This window comes from Fibrobacter sp. (assembly GCA_024399065.1).
Taxonomy (GTDB): domain Bacteria; phylum Fibrobacterota; class Fibrobacteria; order Fibrobacterales; family Fibrobacteraceae; genus Fibrobacter.
The window spans coordinates 12,968-35,370 of sequence record JAKSIB010000020.1 but is presented as its reverse complement, the minus strand read 5'-3'; the positions used below and the strand labels follow the sequence as shown (position 1 = coordinate 35,370).

Below are 22,403 nucleotides of genomic sequence, written 5' to 3'. Positions count from 1 at the left end.
GCCTCGAGCCTCGAACCTCGTACCTTATACCTCGTAATTCGTAATTATATTTTGTCTCGAACCTCATGCCTGGAGCCTCGTGCCTGATGATTAATCTTGGCGAATTTCAGTTTATCGATAAGTTGCTCAAAAATGCAGCTCCTCTGAAGGAGGATGCTCCCGCAAAGCGCTGCTGGCTCGGGGTGGGGGATGACGCCGCCATTTTCGATGGCTGGGTGGCAACCAAGGATCTTTCCGTGGAGAACACTCATTTCCGTTTGGACTGGTCCACTCCGGAACAGGCGGTGGAGAAACATATCGTCTCCAACGTGTCCGATATTTCCTCCATGGGTGCCGTTCCCAAGATTGCCTTTTTAGGACTTTGCTTAAACAAGAACTGGTCCGCGGAAACCTGCGACAGGGTTCGCGCTGCACTTTCCCAGGGCTTTGCAAAACGAGGCATTGCCTTAATCGGCGGTGATACGGTTTCCGGCGAGGAAGGCGTTTTTTCAACGACCCTTTTGGGAACATTGGCGGGGGAGAAACCCCTGGTCCGTTCTGCAGTACAGCTTGATGATAATTTGTATGTAAACGGGACTCTGGGCAAGTCGGATGCGGGGCTTTGGATCTTGATGAACCATCCCGAGGATGCGGACAAGTTTCCTTCCTTGGTGGAGTACCACCTGAACCCGAGAATTGCGGAGTGCGCCGGCGCGGAACTGGTTCGTCTAGGAGCCTATGGCGCCTGCATGGACCTGAGCGACGGATTGTCCTCGGAGTTGAACCATTTGGCTTTGGCATCAAACGTTTCCATCGAAATTGACGAAAAATTATTGCCCATCGATCCCGAAGTGGTGCGAATGAGCGAATATTACGGAATTGACCCCTTGAAATTTGCAATGAATGGGGGTGAGGAATATCAACTGCTGTTTGCCAATTCTGTACCAGAAATTATATTTAACGGTGAAAATAAATGTTTGGGCAAGGTTTGTAGGATTGGGCGTGCAGTTGGTTCTTCCAATGGCTCTCAAGTCTATATGCTTTGCCAAGATGGAGAAAAGAAGCTCGTTGAACCGCGAGCATGGTCGCATTTATGATTAACAGTACGAAGATGAATTTGGGCCAGCTGCTCCTTCGCCAAGGTGTCTTGGATGAAGACCAGTTGGAACACGCCATGGCGGAACATAAGCGTACCGGGCTTATGTTGAGTAAGATCCTTGTTCGCTTGGGCATGGTAAGCGAAGATACCTTGACTAGCATTCTGGGTGTCCAGATGCAGTCCGCAACCAAGATGCGTATCGGTGAAATGCTCTTGGCTCAAGGTTACATCAATGAAGAACAGTTGAACAAGGCTTTGGAAACCCAGAAGACTACGGGTAAGCGTCTTGGACGTACCTTGGTGGACTTGGGCTACATGCCGGAAGAACGTCTTATTGAAATTCTTTCTAGGCAGTTCGAAGTTCCGTACGTTAAGCTGGAAACTTTCGCCATCGACGGCGATGCCTACACCTATTTGCCGGAAGACCTTTGTAAGCAGTACAAGGTTGTGCCTCTGTTTATGCAGAAGCCGGAAGACGAACGATCCGCCGCTCGCCCCACCTTGACCATTGCAATGACCGACCCCACCAACATGCGTACCATCAGCATCATCAAGTTCAAGGTGAAGATGGAAGTGGACATTGTCATGGCTTCCGAAGCCGATGTCCAGAAGGCTATTGAACGCGTGTTTGCCGGCCATGGTGGCGGTTCCGAAGAAACCTTGGCCGACCTTATTGCTGATTCCAAGGATGAAGAACTTGAAACCGTGGAACGCGGTCAGGGCAACCAGGAAGAAGAACTTTCTGACGAAGAAGGTCGCCAAGTTGTTAAGATCGTGACTACCTTGATCCACGAAGCTATTGCCCGTAAGGCTTCCGATATTCACTTGGAACCTCAGGAAACCTTCCTGAAGCTCCGCTACCGTATCGATGGTGACCTTCAGGTCATGGCTCCCATTCCGGCTCGCTTGATGCCGCAGATCTTGTCCCGTATTAAACTTCTTTCCAAGATGGACATTGCTGAAAAACGTAAGCCCCTGGATGGTCGTTTTACGGTGCGATACAAAGGCTCCGAAGTTGACCTTCGTGTGTCTTCTTTCCCCATTTCTCTTCGTAAGCGCGGTGTTTGCGAAAAGATCGTTATGCGTATCTTGAACCCGAACTCTGGCCAGTTCCCCTTGAAGGACATGGGCTTCGACCCCCGCGTTCTCAAGCAGTTCATCGACGCCATTAACGCTCCTAACGGCATTGTGCTGGTTACCGGTCCTACGGGTTCCGGTAAGTCTACTACGCTTTACGCATCTATTGGTGAAATTCTTGATAGTACTATTAACATTTCTACCATGGAAGACCCTGTGGAATTGAATATCGACGGCGTCAACCAGGGACAGATCAACAATGCGGCCGGGTTTACGTTTGCCGCGGGCATTCGTGCCTTGCTCCGTCAGGACCCTGACGTGATCATGATCGGTGAAATGCGTGACCAGGAAACTTCTTCAATGGCTATCGAAGCTGCATTGACGGGTCACTTGGTCTTTAGTACGCTCCATACCAACGATGCCGCAGGTGCATTCCCTCGTCTTTTGGAAATGGGCCTGGAACCCTTCCTTGTGTCTACTGCAATTAAGGGCGTGCTGGCTCAGCGACTTGTGCGCCGCATTTGTAAGTACTGTAAGGAACCTTGCGAAATTTCCCAGGAAATGCGCGACGAACTCCACCTCACTCCGGACATGCAGTTCTATCACGGCAAGGGCTGTGACAAATGCGATGGTTCTGGTTACAAGGGCCGTGCCGGTATTTACGAATTCCTGGTGCCTAACGAAACCGTACGTAACCTGATTATCAAGCGTTCTTCCGGTGACGTGATCAAGCGTGCCGCTATGCAGGAATGCGATATGATCACTCTGCGTATGGACGGTATTTCCAAGGCTCTGCAGGGCATTACCACTCTCGAACAGGCTGTAGGTGCTTCTGCCGCCGATGATGTGTAAATCCATCTAAGGTTCCATAAAATTTAAACTCCCGACCACAAGGTTGGGAGTTTTTGTTATATTGCACATTTGTATAGAAGTTTTGGAGTCTTATGGCGAATATTGTTGATGCTGGTGTACTTGATCGAGAGCTGAATGCAGAGCAGTCCGCTGCTGCAAAAAAGATTGATGGCCCGATGCTGATCCTTGCTGGTGCAGGTTCGGGAAAGACCCGTTGCATCACTTACAAGATTGCCCACCTTGTTTCCTTCCACGGTGTGGATCCGGAACGAATCCTTGCGGTGACCTTTACCAACAAGGCCGCCCGTGAAATGAAGGACCGTATCCAGAAGCTGCTGGATAGTCGCGAAAATTTCTCCTGGATGGGAACCTTCCACTCCATCTGTCTCCGTTTGTTGAAACGTTGCCTTTCTATGGAAAAGGTTGTCCAGAAAATGGCGGGCCCGAATGGCCGCTGGTACGACGGTAACTTCTCCATTTACGATGACGACGACCAGAAGCGTATTCTCAAGGAAATCCTGAAGAACGAACTGGGTGATGACTTTGACGTGTCCGAAGTAAAGAAACTTCACGCCGCCATTTCCCGCTACAAGAACTCTATTTTGTACAAGGGTGGAATCGCCCAGTTGCAGACTCCCGAAGTGGCGGCGCAGCTGGCTGAATACGGCGACCAGGAACGTTACGCCCATCTTTACGGCCAGTACCAGAAGAAGTTGCTGGAATCCAACGCCATGGACTTCGATGACTTGCTGTTTAACACGGTAGCCTTGTTGCAGAAGGTTCCCGAACTGGCCAACCAGCTGGCGACCCGCTTCAAGTATGTGGTGGTGGACGAATACCAGGATACCAACGATGTCCAGTACGAACTTTTGAAGTTGCTCATCAACGAACAGAAGAACGTGACGGTGGTGGGTGACGACGACCAGAGTATTTATGGCTGGCGCGGTGCAAACATCAAGATCATCCGCAACTTCCATCGAGACTTTGCTCCGGTGACCATTGTGAAGTTGGAACGCAACTACCGTTCTACAGCAAACATCGTGAAGGGCGCAGGTTCCGTGATTGCACATAATATCCGCCCTGAAGAAATGCAGAAGGTGGTGTTCTCCAAGGAAGAGGCTGGTGAACTGATTCACGTGCGTCACTTCATGGATGACCGTTCCGAGGCAAGCACCATTGCAGACAACATTGCCAAGGCTGGTCCGGAATATTTCTCCAAGACTGCGGTGTTCTACAGAACCAATGCCCAGTCCCGAGCCTTGGAAAAGGCTTTGAACGATCGCCGCATTCCGTCGGTGATTTTTGGCGGCACAAGATTCTGGGACCGTAAGGAAATCAAGGATGTGTTGGCTTACCTCCGCGTTCTTGCAAATGAACGCGACGATGCTGCTCACCTCCGTGTTATCAATACTCCGCCCCGCGCCATCGGCAAGACTACGGTGGAAGGCATTCTTGAAAAGGAACGCAATGGGGAAGGAACCTTCTGGCAGATTCTTCTGGCCGAGGCTAATTCTGTTGGCCGTGCCGCTCCCAAGTTGAAGGGTTTTACGAACTTGGTGCAAGGCTGGAAATCTTTGATTGCCGCTGGCGAAACACCGCTGCCCATTCTTGCAGAAAAGATTATCAACGACGTGGGCTACAAGGAATTCCTCCGCAAGGAAGATGAAATTACTGCCGACGAACGCATTGGTAACTTGGACGAAATGGTGAACGCCATCCGTGAATTCGACGAAGAACATCCGGGTGCAACTTTGGACGCCTTCCTCCAGGATATTTCCCTCCTTACCGATGGCGACAAGAAGGTGGACACTTCCAAGGGAATGGTTACCCTCATGACCATCCACATGGCCAAGGGTCTGGAATTCAATACCGTCCACATCGCAGGTTGCGATGAAGAAATCTTCCCGCTGGTCCGTGGCTCCATGACCATGTCAAGCCAGCAGATGAACGAACAGATGGAAGAAGAACGCCGCCTGTTCTACGTGGGCTGCACCCGCGCCGAGAAGAAACTTTACCTGTACCATGCGGAACGCAGATTCTTCCAGGGAAACATCCGCCCCTTCGCACCGTCCCGATTCTTGAAGGAACTGGATCCCTCTGTTGTAGACTTTACCCCGTGTACGGATTTCGGTTTCGGTGGCGGCTTTGGAAGCGACGACTTCAATCAGGACCGCGGTGGATATTCCCGCCCCAGTCGTCCCAACTTGCCTCCTGCGTTTGCACGTCGTTCCTCTACGGGTTCCAGCTATTCCTCCGGCGGATCCAGTGGATTTGGCGGATCCAGTGGATTTGGAGGCTCTGGCCGCACCTCGTCCTATAATCGCCCTGGTGCAGTGCCTGCTTCCATCAGAAAGAACGATAAGCATATTGTTTACCGCAACCCCATCAAGGTGGCAGCACCTACGCCTGCGGCTCCCAGCGGTCCCCGTGTGGTGTACGACGAGTACAGCGAGAATCCGTACCGTCCGGGCGTAAAGGTCCGCCACATCAAGTATGGGGTAGGGACCATTACCGGCTGCTCCGGCACTGGTGAAAACGCCCGCGTGGATGTGCGCTTCGGTGACGGAACTACAAGAACCATCGTGCTGAAGTACGCCGCCCTGCAAATCCTCGGCTAAAAAACAGCTGCCTGGGACCTGGAACCTGGAACCTGGAACCTAATTTTTGCTACATTGTCCTACGTAATAATTGTGAGGCATTATGCTTGAACGTGAAGAAGTTTTGAAATTGGCTAAGCTCTCCCGCCTGAGCGTTTCTGAAGAAGAAATCCCGGCTTTGAAGGGCCACTTGGACAAGATGTTGAACCATCTCGAAGCTCTTAAGGCTTTGGACCTCTCCAACGTCGAACCCATGACTGCCGTGGAAAATGGTGCTACCATTCTCCGTGAAGACGTTCCTGTTCAGGGTTTCTCCCTGGATCAGGCTTTCGCAAACGCTCCTGCTGTGGAAAACGATCACTTCGCTATTCCTAAGGTTATTGGCGGCTAATCGCCAAGCGTTAGCTTATATCCATGGCTGTTCACTGCATCATTCCTGCCCGCATGGGTTCCTCCAGGTATCCTGGAAAGCCTCTTGTAAAAATCGCAGGCAAGGAAATGATCGTACGCACCATGGAAAGGGCTCTGTTGGCAGAGTGCTTTGACCGCATTGTCTGCGCTACAGATTCCGAACAAATTGCTGAAATAGTTTCTAGGGCTGGTTTCGAGTTTATCTTGACCGGCCCTGCTTTTACTGGTTCCGACCGCGTTGCCGATGCGGCTAGAGCCTTAGATTTGGACCTGGTTGTAAACCTTCAGGGCGATGAACCCTTGGTTGAACCGGACGTCTTGATCAATGTTGCCAGGGATCTTGAAGAACATCCCGACTGCTGGGTGACGGTGGCCTGCCCCCTGAATCCTGCAGAGGCTCAGCTCAAGACGGTTGTTAAAGTTTTAGTGAAAGATGGTTATGCCGTAGACTTTACTAGGACTGTGCCCGAAGAAGAGGCTCCTCGTTGGTTCCAGCACCAAGGCATTTATGCCTACTCCAGAGCGGCCCGCGATGAATTCGCGTCGCTTCCCCAGAGTCCTGTGGAACTGGAACGTTCCTTGGAACAGATGCGCATCATGGGCCGTCGCCCCATCCGCATTGTGCAAAGTCCCTTTGCCTCCATTTCTGTGGACGTCCCCTCCGATGTAGAATCGGTGGAACGGGCCCTGAGAAATCTTCGATAGTCCAAAAGTCTGTGGCGCCTTCTTTTCTAAAGGTCGAGGCGCTTATGAACGCACCTGAACGAAAGGTCCTTTACTTGGCCTTTTGCCTTTTTGTTGTTGGGGTCGTAGTCCGGATTCTGCCCTGGGGGCTCCCTTCCATTGAAAGTATCCAAATTGAAGATGCGGTGCAGCCTCAGGTGGCGTCCACCGGAAAATTTGTTACAGATAAAGTAGCGAAAAGCCCGACGGACATAAAAGATTCAGTGTCCGTTGTGGAGCTGATCTCTGACTCGTCCCTTTCAAAAAGTGAAAAACATCCCTCAAAACGGTCAAAAAAGAAGAAAAAAGTGGTGCTGCCATTGCGTATAAACGATGCTTCCGCAGAGGATCTTTGTGCCTTGAATGGGGTGGGGCCCAAGCTTGCGGAGAAGATTATTGCCCGTCGGGAGGCTTTTGGCCCCTTTAAAACGTCAAAAGACCTTGAAAAAGTGCCCGGAATTGGCAAGAAAAAGTTGGAAAGTATCCTTCCTGGGGTGATTTTTGATTAAATTTTTGATGATAAAAATTCTTCTAAGTCGTTGATATTATGAGTGATACGAAGTTATACCTAGGTATTGAAGTCGGAGACGCCTCCCTGAAGGTGGCTCTTGTGGATTCCGTTGAACGTCGCGTTCTCAAGACCGCCGTTCTCGAAACCGAAACAAGCCCCCTGGCAGACGTCTATGCGTTCGAAACAGTGCTTCAGGGCTGGATGGAATACAGCCAGATCGAAAAGGTCGAAGCCGTTTCCGTCTGTATTCCGGCTTTCCGTTCCATCATTCGCCAGGTTTTTGTACCTCCCGAAGCTGCCAAGACCTTGGATGACTACCTGCAGTGGTACGTCTCCCTGATCACCAACGCCGACGTCGGCGCCTACGTGGTGGACTACCAGATTATGGGTGGTAACGATTCTCTCGGTTACACCGTGATGTTGATCGCTGTTCGTCAGGAATGGATCGACAACCTCCGTAAGGGCTTCCGTAACAAGTCCCTCGCTCCGAAGGCTATGGATGTTGACGTCCTCTCCATCATGAACTTGATGGACTTTGCCGAAAAGATGGACGAACTGGAATGCGTCGTCAAGGCTGACTACGCCGGCGTGACCATGATTTGGCTGACCAAGGATAACCTGCAGGCTTTGCGTTGCGTATCTACTCTCTCCTTGGTGAACAAGACTCGAGAAGAAGCTTACCAGATTTTGGCAGACGGTGTTGCTGAACAGATTGCCACTGCACATTCCGAAAACGCTGCCATTGTTACAAACCACATTCACCTTTGCGGTGAAATGGCCTCCGACCTGATGTTCGTCGAAACGCTCCGCAACAAGCTGCCGGATTGCCAGCTTGCCTTGATGGACTCTTTCTCCAACCTGCGTCTGCCGGTGGAAGCCGAAGATTCTGTCGCCGTATTGAACTGCACTGCAGCTATCGGCGCAGCCCTTAACGTGATGGAGGGTGTATGATTCATTTGAATTTGATGGAAGCCGCCGAACGACTGACCGTTGTTGAAACCGTTTCCCCGGTTAACGTTACCAGTCTTGACGACTTGAACAAGAAGAACAAGAAGAAGGCTATCACTATTGCTGTGGCCGCTCTCTTCGTTGTTGTTGGCTTTAGCTGCTTCCTTAGTGTATTCGGTGTTCCGACTGCACTGCAAGGTGTGCTGCCCGCTCCGTACCTGTCCTTGATTGGTGCGGAAGATCCTAGCCGTACCGCCTTGGCCATGAGCGCAAGCCAGAAGACCTCCGCTGGTGGTGCTTTGGAAGCTGAAGCAAATAACGCAGCTGTTATTCAGCGTCAGCGTGAAACCATGACCATCAAGCAGGTCGTTGGTGAAATCAACCCGCAGGCTCTGTTCAACAACAAGCGCTTGGACTACAACTCCTACCTGCCGCTGGAAAAAATGTCTTACCAGAAGGCATCCTTGGGTCAGTTCATTGCATTCATGAACACTGCTACTCCGGACGACGTTGGCTTCTCTGACTGTATCTACCAGGCTCCCAACTACTTCTACGTTCGTGGCGTGTCCTTGAATCCGAATTCCCAGCGTAGCTTCCTGGAACGCATTAAGTCTGTAAGTACCAACTTCCAGACTCCGCCTCTGCCGGAAAACGCTCCTGCAACAGATATTACCGCATTCGGCCAGTACAACGTGAACAACGTGAACTTGAAGTCTGTGGCAAGCTTTGTTACCTCTGCTGACGTGTCTGCAGAAATCAAGGCTTTGAAGACTTTGGCTGGTGCAAACAAGGTTCAACTGGGTGGCTTGGATAAGCCGCAGATTGAAGACTTCGGCGTTTACAAGCGCTATGCCTTCAATTCTACTTCTCCGGCAGACTTCAGCGATTTGCAGAACTTCATTGCAGCTTACGCAGCTTCTCCGCTCCGCGTAGGTGTGTCTAGCATTGAAATGAAGCAGGCCAAGAGAGACTTGGTTTCTACCATCCGTTTCGAAATGTACGTCGTTCCGTAATCGTTGGGCTCCATGTCCATTCGTATTACCGGCGGCAGCATGAGGGGGAGGAACGTACCTTCTCCTGATACTTCGAAGACGAGGCCCACTGCGTCTCGTACCAGGGAAGCTCTATTCAATATTCTTCAGGGTGTGGAAAATTTCCGTGTGCTGGATCTTTTTGCCGGCACGGGAATCATGGGCATCGAGGCTTTGAGCCGCGGTGCCGCTTCTGTTACCGCTGTTGAAATGGCCAAGGTTCAGGCAAAGCTTGTGCTGCAGGCCTACAAGGCGTTGTCCCTGGAATCAAAACTTAATTTGTTAGAAACCAGCGTCTTGACTTTGTCCAAGGATGCTCTTTGCAAGGATGAAGGCTTCGACCTGATTTATGCAGATCCTCCTTTCAAGGATATGGCTTACCCGGACTTGCGTAATTTTTGGGATTGGCTGAACCCTGGTGGTGTTGCCGTATTTGAGGCTCCTACCAAGAATCTGCCGGCATGGGCCAAGGAAGCCGAAGCTGAGGACCTGTTGAAAATCAGGAAGTACGGCGAATCCTCCTTGCTTATCTATCGTAAGGTTTTGTAGTTTACAGATATGAATTCTAAGAAGAAAATCAACGCTTCCAAGATTGCTGTGTTTGCGGGCTCTTTCGATCCCTTTACTGAGGGTCACCTGGATATTGCAAAACGCGCCGCAGCCATGTTTGATGAACTTTGGATCTTGGTGGCGGTGAACGCTTCCAAGAGTTGTCTGTTCTCTTTGAAAAACCGTATTGATTTTATCCGCAAGTCTTGCAAGAATCTTCGTAACGTTAAGGTTGCTGAATTTTCCGGTTTGACGGTTGAATTTATGCAGAAGGTTGGCGCCCGCTATTTGGTACGCGGCGTTCGCAACGGTTCTGACATGGACTACGAACTTTCTGTAGGTTGGAATAACAAGACTTTGTATCCTGAATGCGAATCGGTGTACCTGGCTTCTGCCCCTGAACATCTGGCAGTGAGCAGCACTGTGGTTCGCGAGTTGTTGAAGTGCGGCATTGCAAAGACTGCGGCAGGTCGCAAGAAACTTGCCAAGTATGTCCCTGCAGAAATTTTGCCGATGGTTGTTGAATTTGGAGGCCCCAAGTAATGAGACCTTTTAGATTTTTGCCGAAGCCCCTCCGTGTGTTGCTGATTATCAACGCCGTGGTTTTTGGCCTTGCTTTTTTTGTGGGTGGAATCCTTGGCTTCCACTTGAATTTGCCTGGTTACGGTTACGCCAACCTTCGTGAATATATCACTTTCTTTGGTGCTTTCTTCCCGACGGATCCTCTGCAGATTTGGCGTTACGGAACCTACATGTTCGTTCATGTGGATTTCTGGCATTTCTTGTTTAACATGATGATGCTTTGGATGTTCGGTAGCGAAGTGGCTGACTGGATGGGTACAAAGCACTTTACCGCCATGTACTTATTCTGCGGTGTTTTCGCTGCGGTGTTCAGCTTGGTCATGTGCATTCTCGGCTTGAGCAACAATCCGATTATCGGTGCTTCCGGTGCCTTGATGGGTGTCTTCGTTGCCTACTACAAGTTCTTCCCGAATCGCGTGATCTTGATGTTCATGTTTTTCCCCATGAGAATTAAGTACGCCATGTGGGTCATGGTTGCCATTGACGTGTTTATGGCTCCTTCCGGCGATGGCATTGCTCATCTCGCTCACTTGGGCGGCGTTGTGGGCGGATTCCTTTATATGTACTTCTTCAATGGCGGCCTGGATGGCTTCTTGAGCAAGGCCCGTGAAGGCGTTGACCGTGCTCGCGGTCCTAAGTTCAAGATGAACGATGGTGGCCGTTCTAGCGAAAAGTCTCAGGATTCTAGTGATGCCGGCGATGCCAAGGAACCTGAAGTTCTCGAAGGCGAGGTATTCTACGTTGATGAAGAAAAACGTATGGATGAAATTTTAAAGAAAGTCAACAGGGACGGTATCCAGTCCTTGTCTGATTCTGAACGTCAATTCTTGTTGAAAGCGGGCGATAGAATTCGTCGCCGTCGCGGAGGAATGTAATGAAGAAAGTTCTCGGTATGGGCGCTGCCCTGGTCGATGTTTTGGCAAACGTGAGCGATGAATGGATCGCAGCACAGGGCGTTCAGAAGGGCGGCATGAACATGGTGGATTGGCCCCAGATGGAAAAGTTTCTGGGCAGTCTTGAAAAGCCGATCCGCGTGCCGGGTGGCTCTACCTGCAATACCATGGTGGGCGTTGCAAAGCTGGGTGGCCGTGCCGCTTTCATCAGCAAGGTGGCCAAGGACGAGTTGGGCGACCTGTTCCAGAATCATCTGAAGAACTCCGGTGTGGAATCCAAGATGGGTATTTCCGACGTGGCTACCGGTTGCGTCTTTAGCGCCGTTACCCCGGATGCTCAGCGTTCCATGTGGACTTTCCTTGGTGCTTCCGATTTCCTGGTTTCCGAAGACTTTGTTCCGGCTTTGTTTGACGACGTTTCCCTGCTTTATGCAGAAGGCTACCGCGCATTCAACGCTGATTGCTTCAAGAAATCCTTTACCTTGGCTCGCTCTTTGGGCGTAGAAACCGCTTTGGACTTCAGCTCCTTCGGTGTGGTGGACGCTTGCCGCAAGACTTTTGATGAATTGTTTGAAAACAAGATGATCGATATCATCATTGCAAATGAAGACGAAGCTTTCGCCTACGCAGGCGTTAAGGAAGAAGCTGCGCTGGATGTTCTCGCCAAGAAGGCCAAGGTGGCTGTGGTGAAGATTGGTAAGCGTGGCGCCTTGATCGCTAAGGATGGCAAGGTGACCCGCGTGCAGGCTGGCCCTGCCAAGGCAATCGACACCACTGGCGCCGGCGACCTTTGGGCATCGGGATTCATTTACGGTTATATGAACGGTTGGGACATGGAACGTGCCGGCAACTTAGGTAGCGTTGTTTCCAACGAAGTGGTGCAGGTGATGGGTGCCCAGATTCCGGAGGAAGGCTGGGCTCGCATCAAGGCTCAGATGTAAGGAGTAAAAATGCTGAAGAAGATTCTTTTGACTTGCGTATTGGCTGCAACTTTTTCTTCTGCTCAGGAAGCGGCCTCCGCAACCGCTGTAGTTGCCGCACCCGCTGAAGGTGCTGCTGAAACCGGCGTAGAGGTTTCTTCCGCCGAAACTGCCGCTCCGTCTGTGGAAAATGAACTGAAGGAAGAAATTGCCGTTCGCGATAGCGTCATGGCCGCCCAGTCTGAAAGTTGCTCTGCCGATAAGGATTCCCTCCGCAAGGCTCTGGAAGTGGAACAGGCAAAGTCCGCCAACTGGGAACAGAGCTACGAAACCATCAAGAAGGATAATGCCCTTTGTGCTCAGGCCTTGGGTGTTTCTATTGGTGTTAACGAAAAGAAGAAGGAAGAAGTGGATGAAGCCAAGAAGGCGGGTTCTTCCTTGGTGACCACATCCTTCATTGGTGGCGTCGGCATCGGTATGCTGATTTTCTGGCTTATTTTCGGCACTGGTGGAAAGTAATTTTTGCTATGAAGGGGTGGAACGTGCGTGTTGTTTTTGCGGTGACTTTTGCCGTTCTAATGTCTGCTGGCGCCTTTGCACAAGGTGTGGCGAAGTCTCAGAATGTGCATGTTGATCCATTTTTTGTTCCGGTGTCTTCTGTAAATTTGAAGACTGCAGAAATTGCGGCTTACATGCCCGAAGCCCAGCGCTTGTTTGTGGTGGGCGAAGGTGATGTTCTTGAAATTGTCAAAATTGATGACCAGGGTAAACTTGAAAAGGAATCCGAGTTTAACTTGGAAGGTGAAGCCACCAGCGTAACTGTTTTTGATAACTTTGTGGCTGTGAGCCTTTTGTCAAAACCCGCCCACGCAGAAGGTTTTGTTGAAATTTTGAAGTTCGAAGGTTCTGCATTGAGCAAGGTCGCCACATACAAGATTGGGCATCATCCCGACATGATCACCTTCACTCCCGATGGAAAACGCTTGCTGGTTGCCTGTGAAGGCGAACCTAGCGAAGATGGTAAAGTCGATCCCAAGGGCAGTGTGGCAATTTTGGAGCTAGGCTCTGATTTTGCAAAGTCTGGGACTAACTTCGCCCCGAAAATTTCAGTTCTTGAATTTGACGATGCTTCGGTGGAACCTGAATATATTTCCGTTTCCGAAGATTCCAAGTACGCCTGGGTAAGCCTGCAAGAAAATAATGCCCTGGCCCGCGTAGATATTGAAGCCGCAAGAATTGACACCATTTTTGATTTGGGATATGTGGATCATTCTAAGCCTGGGTTTGGCCTAGATGCTGTGAAGGATGGTCGCATCAATATCAAGAGCGAGAACATGCGAGGCTTGCGTCAACCTGATGGCATCAAGGTTTTCTCTGTTGGACAGGATAATTTTGTGATTACTGCCAACGAAGGCGAAAGCCTGGAAAATCCTGCGGCATGGAAATCTTATGCCAGAAAAAATCCTTGCGAAGGAGTCAAGGGTTGCAAGGTTTCATATGGATCTCGTTCCATAAGTATTTTTGACGGAATGTCTGGTGAACTGATTTGGGACTCGGGGGACGCCTTGGAACAGGCCGCTGCGAAGTTTACTCCGGAATATTTTAACTGGAATTCCAAGAAGGGCAAAAAGAAAATTGATACACGTAGTGACGATAAGGGCTGTGAGCCGGAAAATGTAACCTACGGTATGGTCAATGGCAAACGCCTTGTTTTTGTCGGCTTGGAACGTGCTGGCGCCATTGCTGTTTTCGATGCGACGAAATTTAAGTCGCCGAAGTTGATACAGTATATTATGGATTCTAACCACCGTGGCCCCGAGGGAATCCTGTTTATTCCTTCTGAAAAAAGCCCGGTGAAGCACTCTGCGCTGCTGGTTGTAGGATTCGAATACAGCAAGACTTTGGTCGTGTACAAAGTTAATCCGTAAATGTCCCGCTAGATAACAGCCTCGGGCCATGGGTGCTTGGGGTATCTTCCTCTCAGTTCCTTACGTAATTCAGGATAGGTGTTCTTCCAGAATCCTGTGAGGTCCCAAGTCTTTTGCATACTGCGGAAATTGGGCGCCAGAACGTCGTAACGGACTCGCAGTTTTTTATCAGCAATCCAATGCTCGCCTGTAATTGGCGATGCTTTTCCGGAGGCGCGATCCACCTGCATAAAGTCTTCGATGCGGGCGGAAATTTCAATGAGTATGCCGTCTGCGCTTTGGGTGATGAGATTGCTGTTTGTGGTGGGCTCGGAGGCTTCAACTTGCTGGTAGCTGTATTTTGCACGCTTGCCGTTGGGCAATACAAAGTGGTCGGGGAAGGTCTTGTTCAGCCATTGCAACATTCCCTTGCCGAAGTAGTCTTCGATGATGGCGCGGTAGCGGTCTTCGTTCAAGTCGCGAAGCAAAAAGATTCCGCTTGCGAATTCGTCGAAAATCAGTTCCATGTCTTCTTCGTTGAATTCCGGCAGGCCGTATTCCGGATAGAACTGTGCGGCGAGGCGCATCTTGACGAGAAGCGTCTGCAGAGTTTCCGTCAGGTAGCGCCCGGTCCAGTTTTCTTTTTCCAGCTTTTCGCGCCAGGCGTCTACGGTAAGTTCCTTGAGGGAAGCGAGAACCTTGGGGGAGGCTTCCTGAGGGAGGATTTCCTTGCGACTCAGCTCGCGGCCATCTGCGTCGTTCTGAATTTCCACTCCGATGAAACGCTCCTGGCCGCTGCGCCACAGCAGTTCATAACTGATTTTCGCTTCTGCGGTAACGAGAAGTTCCTTGGCCACGGGAACATAAAGGTTCACGCGGAGTTCAGACTTGCTCCCGCCTCCGGTGCGCAGCATAGACATGGCTAGAAGTGCGTGAGGAGCCTCGGCAACCTGCAAGCGAATGATGTTCTGGTTCGGCAATTTGTATACGTCCCCAGTGGGCGTAGCCAAACGGTCGGGGAAGGCCTTAAGCAAAGTCTTTACGATGCTTAGGTCCTGTGCGGAACTTGCTGATGAAACCTGCACGGCGCTTGTGGTGGAACTTGCGGCACCGGCGTTTCCAAAAATTTCCTTTCTGTATTCCATCAGCTGACGGAGCGTCAAGGAAACTTCTCGTGGTACGTTCATGTTCTTAGAAAGAGTATCGTGGGCCAAAGTCAAAAGGTTCAAAGGAACCTTGGACTTCTGCACCGTTTCTGTTCCGGAGTGAATCCATGCCATGGCGGCGAGCATCAAGTCAGACAAGTCCTCGGCGCGTTTTGCGGAAGCGAGAATCAAAGCAAGGGAAACATCGCCGATGGGAGACTGGATTGCCTTGAGGCCCAGTTCTGTAATTTTGCCGTCCACAATCATGCCGAAATCTTGCAACAACTTTGTTGCTGTCTGCTCGCGGTTGGCGGGCAGCGGTGTGGGCAAAACTAATTTGCTATTGTCGACGTTGCTTTCTGCGGCCTCGGACCTGGCCCCTGGTGCCTGCAGCCTCTTTTCCAGAGCGGCCTTCTGTAACAGAAATTCCGAGGGCTCGATTTGTGTGATCTCGGGAACGATTCCCTTGGGCATGCGCTTTTCTGCGTCTTCGCTCCACAGGCGAATGGCGCAACCATTCTGCGTGCGGCCTGAACGTCCGGAGCGCTGGATGGCGTTTTGCATAGAAATCGCCGCTGTTCTAAGAACGTTTACCTTTTCGCTGTCGTCGTATTCACTGACGCGTTCCACGCCGCTATCCACCACGCCGCTGACGTTAGGAACGGTGATGGAAGTTTCTGCGATATTTGTGGTGAAGATGACTCGCGGAGAATCAGTTTCTTCGAAAATTCTGTCTTGGGTTTCGCGGTCTTGTCCGCCAAACAAATCCAGGTATTCCGCAACTTTTCCCAAGGCTTCTTCTGCGGCACTGTGGCACTTGGCGATTTCGCCCTTGCCCGGAAGGAACACCAAGGTGGTCTTCCAAATTCCGTTCATGTACAGCGTACGCAAGGCGCGAATGACTTCCGCTTCCTGTGTGTTTCCTGCCATGGGATTCTGGTTGATAATTTGAACCGGATAAAGGGGATGGCCTAGCTCCAGGCACTTTACACCAAGAGCGGATTCCATTTCTTCTCGATTCAGCTTTGCGGACATCACCGCCACACGCGGCGCATTCTTTGCCTGCGGAGTATTTTTGGATTTGCCTTCGGTCCTGTCGCTTGATACCTGATCCCTGGAACCTGTAGCCTGGAGCCTCAATAAGTAGCTGAACAGCAAGTCCATGTCGGCCTTGCGTTCGTGGTATTCGTCGAACACTACCCAGTCCGCATCCATTTTTCCGTGGAGCAGTTCCTGCAAAAAGTTGCCGTAAGTCTGAAACAAAATTTTGGTAGATGCACTTTTGCAAGTGTCCTGCCTGAACTGGTAGCCGATAGTCTTGCCGCAGGGCTCGTTATGCAACTTTGCAGAGTACTGTGCCAGTGCCAAGGCGGCAATGCGTCTAGGCTGCAAAACAACAACGCGACCTTCACAATGCTTGCTCAAGAACCAGGGAATGAACAAGGACTTACCGGAGCCTGTGGGGGCTTCCACCAGCAAGTTCCTGGATTCCTGGAGGGCTGCTTCGAGCTTGCTCTCTTCTTCGGCTATGGCAAGGTCTTTGTAGGTTCTGGACATTTACACCAATTCTTTTGTTTGTGACTCATAAAAAAAGCGCGACTTTCATCGCGCAATTTTTTTTGCGAAAGTCTTTTAAACTTTCAATATTCCGCTTGACCTATTAACGCGGGAACTTCAGCTTTTCGCCGGTAGCAACATCAACGTAGGGCTTCTTGCCGTCACGGAACTTCTGGTTGATCACCAGGTTTTCGATACGGCGCTTGACACCTGCGTCGGTCTTGCAGAAGAAGTACACAACCTTGTTTGTACCCGGAACCAGGAACATGGCCAGCTTGTACTTCTGCTTGATGGCGGTGCGGAAGAGCTTCAGGTCTTCCTTGCTGGGAATAACGTAGTTGCTGCCTTCCTTGACTTCGCAAATCATATCTGCGTCGGCCAAGAGAGCCTGGGACTTCTGCTTGAGGGCTGCGAAGTTGGGCTCGGTGGTCTTCTTGATGGTTTCAAGACTGAATGCGCCACCGCCTTCCTTGAGGGCCTTGCGGACACCACGTATGGCAAAAATGACAATGACAATCAAAACGATTGCAACGAGATAGGGCCAGTTGTTGGCGAGAAAATCTAACATAAAAACACCTCTAGATTTCTAGTAACGAGCCAAAAATAAAAAAATCCAAAAGAGTCGGGAGAATAAGGTCTTTAAAAAGTCAAAGTTTGTTGGGATAAATAGGGATTATTTTTAAATTTTAACAGAAGAAAAGACAGGACGTTACAGAACATGAAAAAATCATCTGGCATCTTAGGCTTGGCGATGGGAGTATCCCTTTGGGGTATTGCCGCCCTTGGGGTGGCCTCTCCGGTCTATGCAGCCGAATGTTCCGATGGCTCTGTAATTTCCTCCATGAAGTTTGACGGTCTGGTTCATACGAAGAACCGCGTTGTGGAACGTGAACTGCAGAACAAGGTGGGTGAGGTTTTTGACTCCAAGAAGTTTGAGTCTGAAAAGCTGAAACTTCAGGACTTGGACTTGTTCACGGAAATTTCTGCAACCTGCGAACCGGCTGCCGATGGCGCCGTAGCACTGACTTACCATTTCCAGGAAATTTTCCGCTGGATCCCGTCGCCTGCTGGTAAGACCACAGATCGTGACGGCTTGATGATTGGCGTCGCTCTTGCCAACTTGAATGTGGCTGGCGAAGACGTTCGTGTGGAAGTCCAGTACCGAACTACGGTGGATCCATTCCTCAAGAATAACGAATACGCCTTGTACGCCAGTTCCCCTTATTTGCTGGGCTTGCCCGTTGGTTGGAACTTTGAATTCCTGCGCACTGACAGCTGGGATAACCTCCGTAAATTCCAGGACGCCAGCTGGCTTGCGGATCTTGATTTGAACTGGGACTTGACTTCTCAATTCTCCTTGCTGTTTACCGGAGCCTACCGTTATTTGGAAGGTGGGGTTGGCCACTTGCCCGAAGTCGGTCTGGGTTTTAAAATTGATCGCCGTGATGCAGGTATTGATACCCGTAACGGAGTTTATCTGGAATACATGCTGACCCATGTGGGTGCGGGTGTGGGTGAAAACCATAAGGGCGAAAATTATTGGGAAGTTCTTTTTGATGGTCGTGGTTACCATACCATCGGAAAGTTCATCACAGGTGCGACGGCCTTGTTCCGTTATCGTCCGGGAACTGTGGGCCATTACGATTTGTATTACCAGGGCGGTACAAATACTTTCCGTGGCCATGATCCCGACTCCACCTATCTCGGTGTTCATGAAACCTTGCTGAACTTGGAAGAGCGTTTTGTCCTGATGGAACGTCGTTCCGCAAGCGTACTGGGAATTAATTTCTTCTATGGAATTCAGTTGGTGGCCGGCTTTGATGGAAGGCTGCTTTGGGACAAGGGAATGCCCAGTTGGGACGACTACGAAGGAGCTGTCTATGGCGGTATTCACCTAATTGTTCCCGCCTTGGATCGAATTCGTTTTGAAATAGGTTACAGCCCCGATGTGGGTGAACCAAAGTTCAGCTTTGGTCTCTTTGACAGGACCATTCCTGCCCGCTGGCGCAGCCGCTAAGATTAATTACAAAGTATGAATTACGAATGACGAATAGTGGGATTTGTCTTCGCCCCTTGACTTTTTATATCAAAAAGCTAAATTTTTATTACAAATTTGTATAAATATGTGTGAGCTCAAGGTGGGCTCCTTGGAGTATAAATGGCTATTAACTATCTTGATTTGCCGATTGGTAAGAAGTACCCCTACGAAGTGGACTGCGTCGTAGAAATCGGTAAGGACACCAACCTGAAGTATGAATACGACGAACGCCTTCACGTGTTCCGTCTTGACCGTTGCTTGCTTAGCTCCATGAGCTATCCCTGTACTTATGGTTTCATTCCCAGCACCAAGGCTGACGACGGCGATGCTTTGGATATGCTGATTTACAGCCCGGCTTCTATGATGACCGGTACCGTTTGCACTTGCCGCGTGATTGGAGCCCTGGACATGACCGACGGTGGCAAGAAGGACTACAAAGTCCTTGGCGTGCCCGTGTTCAATCCGCGCCCCATCAAGGACATTACCGACGTGGACCAGATGTTCCTCCGCATTACCAAGAACTTCTTCCAGAACTACAAGGAATTGGAAGGCAAGGACGTTCAGATCGGTGATTGGATGAATGCTGAGTTCGCCCGTGAAAAGGTGATTGTGGCTCATCGCGCCTACTTCCAGAACCAGGTGCAGATTCCGGAAACCTGCTACCAGGAACCGGAAGGCAATGACCATCTCCCGCCGGAAGAGCTGATCTAAGGCGAGAGTCGCAGGAACAAGCATGCTTGTTCCTATGACCGAGCCGCAGAGAAACGCAGCCGAAGGCTGCCACTGATCTAAGGCGAATGCTGCGGCGAAACACTTGTGTTTCGACATTGCTGAGCCGCGGTATCAGCGCGAGCGAAGCGAGCAATTGATCTAGAGGCGACCTTTGGTCACTTGGTGCTTTAGCACCTATGTAATCCATGGCCACCTTTAGGTGGGTGTCGCGACGCATCGCAAAACTTAAATTAAAAAAGGCCTGCTTTCAAGCAGGTCTTTTTTTGTGTAGAATCAAGGGTCTTAGAAGGTTCGAACCTGAACAGGGAGAACTTCTGTAATCTTCTTGGCGGTTTCTTCCAGGAATTCCTTGGGCAGCGGCAGCACATCGGGAATCATGGTCTGACGGATCACGGTGTAAAGCTGGACTTCCACAAAGTTCTTGGGATTGGCGTTGTAGACTCGTGTCAGATTTTCGATGTAACGGCTAATTTCCGCTTCGCTAGGCTGTTCGCCCTGAATGCTGCACTGCATGGTCTGAATGCAGATGGGGCTGCGCTTGATGACCTTTTCCAGGTTGGCGAGGATGGTGTCGAACTTTACTGCGGAGCGGTTTACCTTCTTGTACCATTCCTCGGTGCCTGCGTCCAGCTTTGCCCAGATTTCGCCATTGCTTTCCAGCAGGGAATCCAGGGCCAATTCAACGGTGTCGTTACCGAGGCGGCTGGCGTTGGTAATCAGACGGAGCTTGAAACTGCCCAAGCCACTTGCGTCGTCTGCAGAATACTTTGTCTGAAATTCCTGCTGGATTTTGCGCATGCGCTTGCAAACTTCGGGGAATTCCTTGACGATGGTGGATTCGCCATCGCCAGAAAGGCAGATGTCCTTGATAATCTTCCTGTCGGCGGGAACGTTGCCGAAAAAGTCGCATTTAGCGAATTCGCCGCATTCATAGAAGGCCAGGAACTGACGGAGTTCTCTTTCTACACCGTCCACGTCGATGGCGACGGAAGGATGGCCGTCCTGGGGACCACTTTGGCAGTAGGCGCAGGAGAAGGAACATTTGTGGTCCGGGTTCAAATTTATACCCACGGAAAGGCCCCCGGCGCGGCGGCTGATGACGGGGTAAACCCAGGTATTATCCTTCCAAAGTCGGGAGTGATCACTCCATGCTGCAATTAACGCTAAATCTTGGTCTGTCATAGACTTAAATATAGCAACCCTCTATATTTTTTGTTAAATTTCGGGTATGATTTTCAGGAAATGTATTAGAGTTTTGATAATGTCCATGGCCTTGGCCACGGTCTCCTTTGCTGACTATATCACCACGGAAGATGTTTCTGCCGGTGGTGCGGTAACTCGAGATCGTCATCTTAAAGAAATTGGCGAGGTTATGCGCGCCGGTCGTGGCGGTTATTTCGACCTGGGAATGTATTACATTCCTGCTCCGGACCAGTTGCCGTTGCGTAGTGAATACGGTGACCACGAAGGTTTTGCCTTTAGACAGCATGCCGCTGCCTTCATTACGGGTAATGTGGCTAAGCATCTTCACCTGGGTGTCCTGGCTTGGGTCGATCGTGCAGGCTGGGATGGCGAAGACTTCCTGTTCTATCCGAAGTACAATAGTTTCTCCCTTTTGCGTTCCGTGTTTACCTGGGGTGGTGTTTTCTCCAATTCCGATGCCGACATTTCCTTGGCCTTGGGTATGCAACAGCAGAACGTCGAACATGTGGGTAAGGTTTACTCTAGCGAACAGGATTCTCTGACTTATCTCTGGACCCACGTTCGTTGGGGCGTTGCCAGTGCCCAGGCTAGCTTGTATGAAGACCGTTGGCGTAGCTTGCGCTTTGCCTTGGAACTTGAAAGCCGCTCCATCTATGGAGGCAAGTCCAGTGGCTGGCAGACCTATTTGCCCAATGTCGCTTTTGCCATGTACAACACGAAGGGCGACAAGGACTCCTTGACCCTTACCTGGGAACAGAACCTTTATGAACAGCGCCTGTATGGTGAAGTGTCCTTGGATTTGCGTGAAGCAGGCTTGAACTATGCAGCCTTGAAGTACTATCCGGATCCGTCCAGAATGCTTGGCTTTGAAGCAACTTGCACCCGTCGTCGCAAACTTGAGGGTTCAGACGACCTCCTTTGGGGTGGTGCTGTGGACTTGATGTTCATCCGCTTTGCTTACAATGCTGCTTACGACTACAAACATTTCTTTGGTGCAAAGGGTACAGTCCTTGCTGAACTCAAGTTCAATCTGGAAACTCTTGATGGTCTTCTCTTTGGTCGTGGTGGCGCAAAGGCTGCTCCCATGGAAAAGAACACAAAGACAATCAAGAACAAGGACCAGGCTCCTCAGCAAAGCGCTCCGATTCCTGTGCCGTCCAAGGAACCTCGTGTAATTGAAGCTAAGGGTGTCCGCTACGAAAACGGAACACCGGCCAGAGGTGGCAATACTTCTGCTAGAGGCGGTAGGTAAGAATGAAAAAATCTTTCACTCATCTTGCCTTGGCGCTTCTTTGTTGCGTGGGCTTGACTGGGTGTCTTAGTCATTGGTTCATCGAAACCGATTCTAGACTCCAGGTTGAGAATGCAACGGAAGATTGCACCTTGCTTTCTGTGGATGTGTACTCCATGGAAAACGATACTTACCAGAAATGGATTTCTGAAATGCTGTTGCCCGGTGAACGCAGCCACGTTGTGCAAAACGACTGGGTGGGTAAGTTTAATCTTCGTGTAAACTACACCAAATCAACTGATGGCTCTGGTGAAACATTGCATTTCATCAAGAAAATGGAAGTGGAGGGCGGAAGCCTCTACCTGAAGGTGGAATCCGAAGGGGATTCCTTGGCTTTAAAGTTCCGATAACTTGTCGG

The 22,403-nt window shown here is 50.5% G+C and carries 21 protein-coding genes; 18 read left to right on the top strand and 3 right to left on the bottom strand.

What is annotated here, in order from left to right:
• Positions 1-86 precede the first annotated feature (86 nt).
• The 14 genes from thiL to MJZ25_10480 all read left to right on the top strand — a co-directional run bounded on the left by thiL (position 87) and on the right by MJZ25_10480 (position 14,100).
• Positions 87-1,076 (top strand): thiamine-phosphate kinase, encoded by a 990-nt coding sequence (gene thiL, locus MJZ25_10545; protein ID MCQ2124612.1) that lies wholly within the window; start codon positions 87-89, stop codon positions 1,074-1,076.
• Positions 1,073-3,007 carry a Flp pilus assembly complex ATPase component TadA gene (gene tadA, locus MJZ25_10540; GenBank protein ID MCQ2124611.1) on the top strand — a complete coding sequence of 645 codons (1,935 nt, stop codon included), beginning with the start codon at positions 1,073-1,075 and terminating at the stop codon, positions 3,005-3,007. The genes thiL and tadA overlap by 4 nt, the downstream gene beginning before the upstream one ends.
• Positions 3,008-3,099: 92 nt before the next feature.
• Positions 3,100-5,625: a UvrD-helicase domain-containing protein gene (locus tag MJZ25_10535; protein MCQ2124610.1), complete on the top strand. Its 2,526-nt coding sequence runs from the start codon at positions 3,100-3,102 to the stop codon at positions 5,623-5,625.
• An 82-nt stretch (positions 5,626-5,707) separates the two neighbouring features.
• Positions 5,708-5,995: an Asp-tRNA(Asn)/Glu-tRNA(Gln) amidotransferase subunit GatC gene (gatC, locus tag MJZ25_10530; protein MCQ2124609.1), complete on the top strand. Its 288-nt coding sequence runs from the start codon at positions 5,708-5,710 to the stop codon at positions 5,993-5,995.
• A gap of 23 nt (positions 5,996-6,018) precedes the next feature.
• Positions 6,019-6,720 (top strand): NTP transferase domain-containing protein, encoded by a 702-nt coding sequence (locus MJZ25_10525; protein ID MCQ2124608.1) that lies wholly within the window; start codon positions 6,019-6,021, stop codon positions 6,718-6,720.
• Between the two features lie 44 nt (positions 6,721-6,764).
• Positions 6,765-7,247 carry a helix-hairpin-helix domain-containing protein gene (locus tag MJZ25_10520; protein ID MCQ2124607.1) on the top strand — a complete coding sequence of 161 codons (483 nt, stop codon included), beginning with the start codon at positions 6,765-6,767 and terminating at the stop codon, positions 7,245-7,247.
• Between the two features lie 38 nt (positions 7,248-7,285).
• Positions 7,286-8,200 carry a hypothetical protein gene (locus MJZ25_10515; protein ID MCQ2124606.1) on the top strand — a complete coding sequence of 305 codons (915 nt, stop codon included), beginning with the start codon at positions 7,286-7,288 and terminating at the stop codon, positions 8,198-8,200.
• Positions 8,197-9,210: a hypothetical protein gene (locus MJZ25_10510; GenBank protein MCQ2124605.1), complete on the top strand. Its 1,014-nt coding sequence runs from the start codon at positions 8,197-8,199 to the stop codon at positions 9,208-9,210. The genes MJZ25_10515 and MJZ25_10510 overlap by 4 nt, the downstream gene beginning before the upstream one ends.
• A gap of 12 nt (positions 9,211-9,222) precedes the next feature.
• Positions 9,223-9,777 (top strand): 16S rRNA (guanine(966)-N(2))-methyltransferase RsmD, encoded by a 555-nt coding sequence (rsmD, locus tag MJZ25_10505; GenBank protein MCQ2124604.1) that lies wholly within the window; start codon positions 9,223-9,225, stop codon positions 9,775-9,777.
• A gap of 9 nt (positions 9,778-9,786) precedes the next feature.
• Positions 9,787-10,320 carry a pantetheine-phosphate adenylyltransferase gene (gene coaD / locus MJZ25_10500; protein MCQ2124603.1) on the top strand — a complete coding sequence of 178 codons (534 nt, stop codon included), beginning with the start codon at positions 9,787-9,789 and terminating at the stop codon, positions 10,318-10,320.
• The gene (locus MJZ25_10495; GenBank protein MCQ2124602.1) at positions 10,320-11,234 is read left to right on the top strand and encodes a rhomboid family intramembrane serine protease; all 915 of its coding nucleotides are present in this window, start codon (positions 10,320-10,322) and stop codon (positions 11,232-11,234) included. Before coaD ends, MJZ25_10495 begins: the two co-directional genes overlap by 1 nt.
• Entirely contained in the window at positions 11,234-12,193 is a 960-nt protein-coding gene (locus tag MJZ25_10490) for an adenosine kinase (protein ID MCQ2124601.1), read from the top strand. Before MJZ25_10495 ends, MJZ25_10490 begins: the two co-directional genes overlap by 1 nt.
• 9 nt (positions 12,194-12,202) lie before the next feature.
• Positions 12,203-12,691 carry a hypothetical protein gene (locus MJZ25_10485; GenBank protein ID MCQ2124600.1) on the top strand — a complete coding sequence of 163 codons (489 nt, stop codon included), beginning with the start codon at positions 12,203-12,205 and terminating at the stop codon, positions 12,689-12,691.
• Between the two features lie 23 nt (positions 12,692-12,714).
• Entirely contained in the window at positions 12,715-14,100 is a 1,386-nt protein-coding gene (locus MJZ25_10480) for an alkaline phosphatase (GenBank protein ID MCQ2124599.1), read from the top strand.
• Between the two features lie 8 nt (positions 14,101-14,108).
• Here MJZ25_10480 and MJZ25_10475 read toward each other — a convergent pair whose 3' ends face one another.
• Positions 14,109-16,781: a hypothetical protein gene (locus MJZ25_10475; GenBank protein MCQ2124598.1), complete on the bottom strand. Its 2,673-nt coding sequence runs from the start codon at positions 16,779-16,781 to the stop codon at positions 14,109-14,111.
• A gap of 103 nt (positions 16,782-16,884) precedes the next feature.
• Positions 16,885-17,349: a hypothetical protein gene (locus MJZ25_10470; GenBank protein ID MCQ2124597.1), complete on the bottom strand. Its 465-nt coding sequence runs from the start codon at positions 17,347-17,349 to the stop codon at positions 16,885-16,887.
• Positions 17,350-17,499: 150 nt separating this feature from the next.
• Here MJZ25_10470 and MJZ25_10465 point away from each other — a divergent pair, with 150 nt between their 5' ends.
• On the top strand, positions 17,500-18,798 hold the full coding sequence (locus MJZ25_10465; protein MCQ2124596.1) for a BamA/TamA family outer membrane protein: 1,299 nt from the start codon (positions 17,500-17,502) through the stop codon (positions 18,796-18,798).
• 141 nt (positions 18,799-18,939) lie between these two features.
• On the top strand, positions 18,940-19,530 hold the full coding sequence (locus tag MJZ25_10460) for an inorganic diphosphatase (protein MCQ2124595.1): 591 nt from the start codon (positions 18,940-18,942) through the stop codon (positions 19,528-19,530).
• Positions 19,531-19,833: 303 nt separating this feature from the next.
• On the opposite strand, the gene MJZ25_10455 is transcribed toward MJZ25_10460, so the two are convergent.
• Positions 19,834-20,733, bottom strand: a complete 900-nt coding sequence (locus MJZ25_10455; GenBank protein ID MCQ2124594.1) for a hypothetical protein — start codon at positions 20,731-20,733, stop codon at positions 19,834-19,836.
• Positions 20,734-20,779: 46 nt separating this feature from the next.
• On the opposite strand from MJZ25_10455, the gene MJZ25_10450 reads away from it, so the two are divergent.
• Complete coding sequence (locus tag MJZ25_10450; GenBank protein ID MCQ2124593.1) at positions 20,780-22,006, top strand: hypothetical protein; 1,227 nt, start codon at positions 20,780-20,782, stop codon at positions 22,004-22,006.
• Positions 22,007-22,008: 2 nt separating this feature from the next.
• Positions 22,009-22,395, top strand: coding sequence for a hypothetical protein (locus MJZ25_10445; GenBank protein ID MCQ2124592.1), 387 nt, complete (start codon positions 22,009-22,011; stop codon positions 22,393-22,395).
• Positions 22,396-22,403 lie beyond the last annotated feature (8 nt).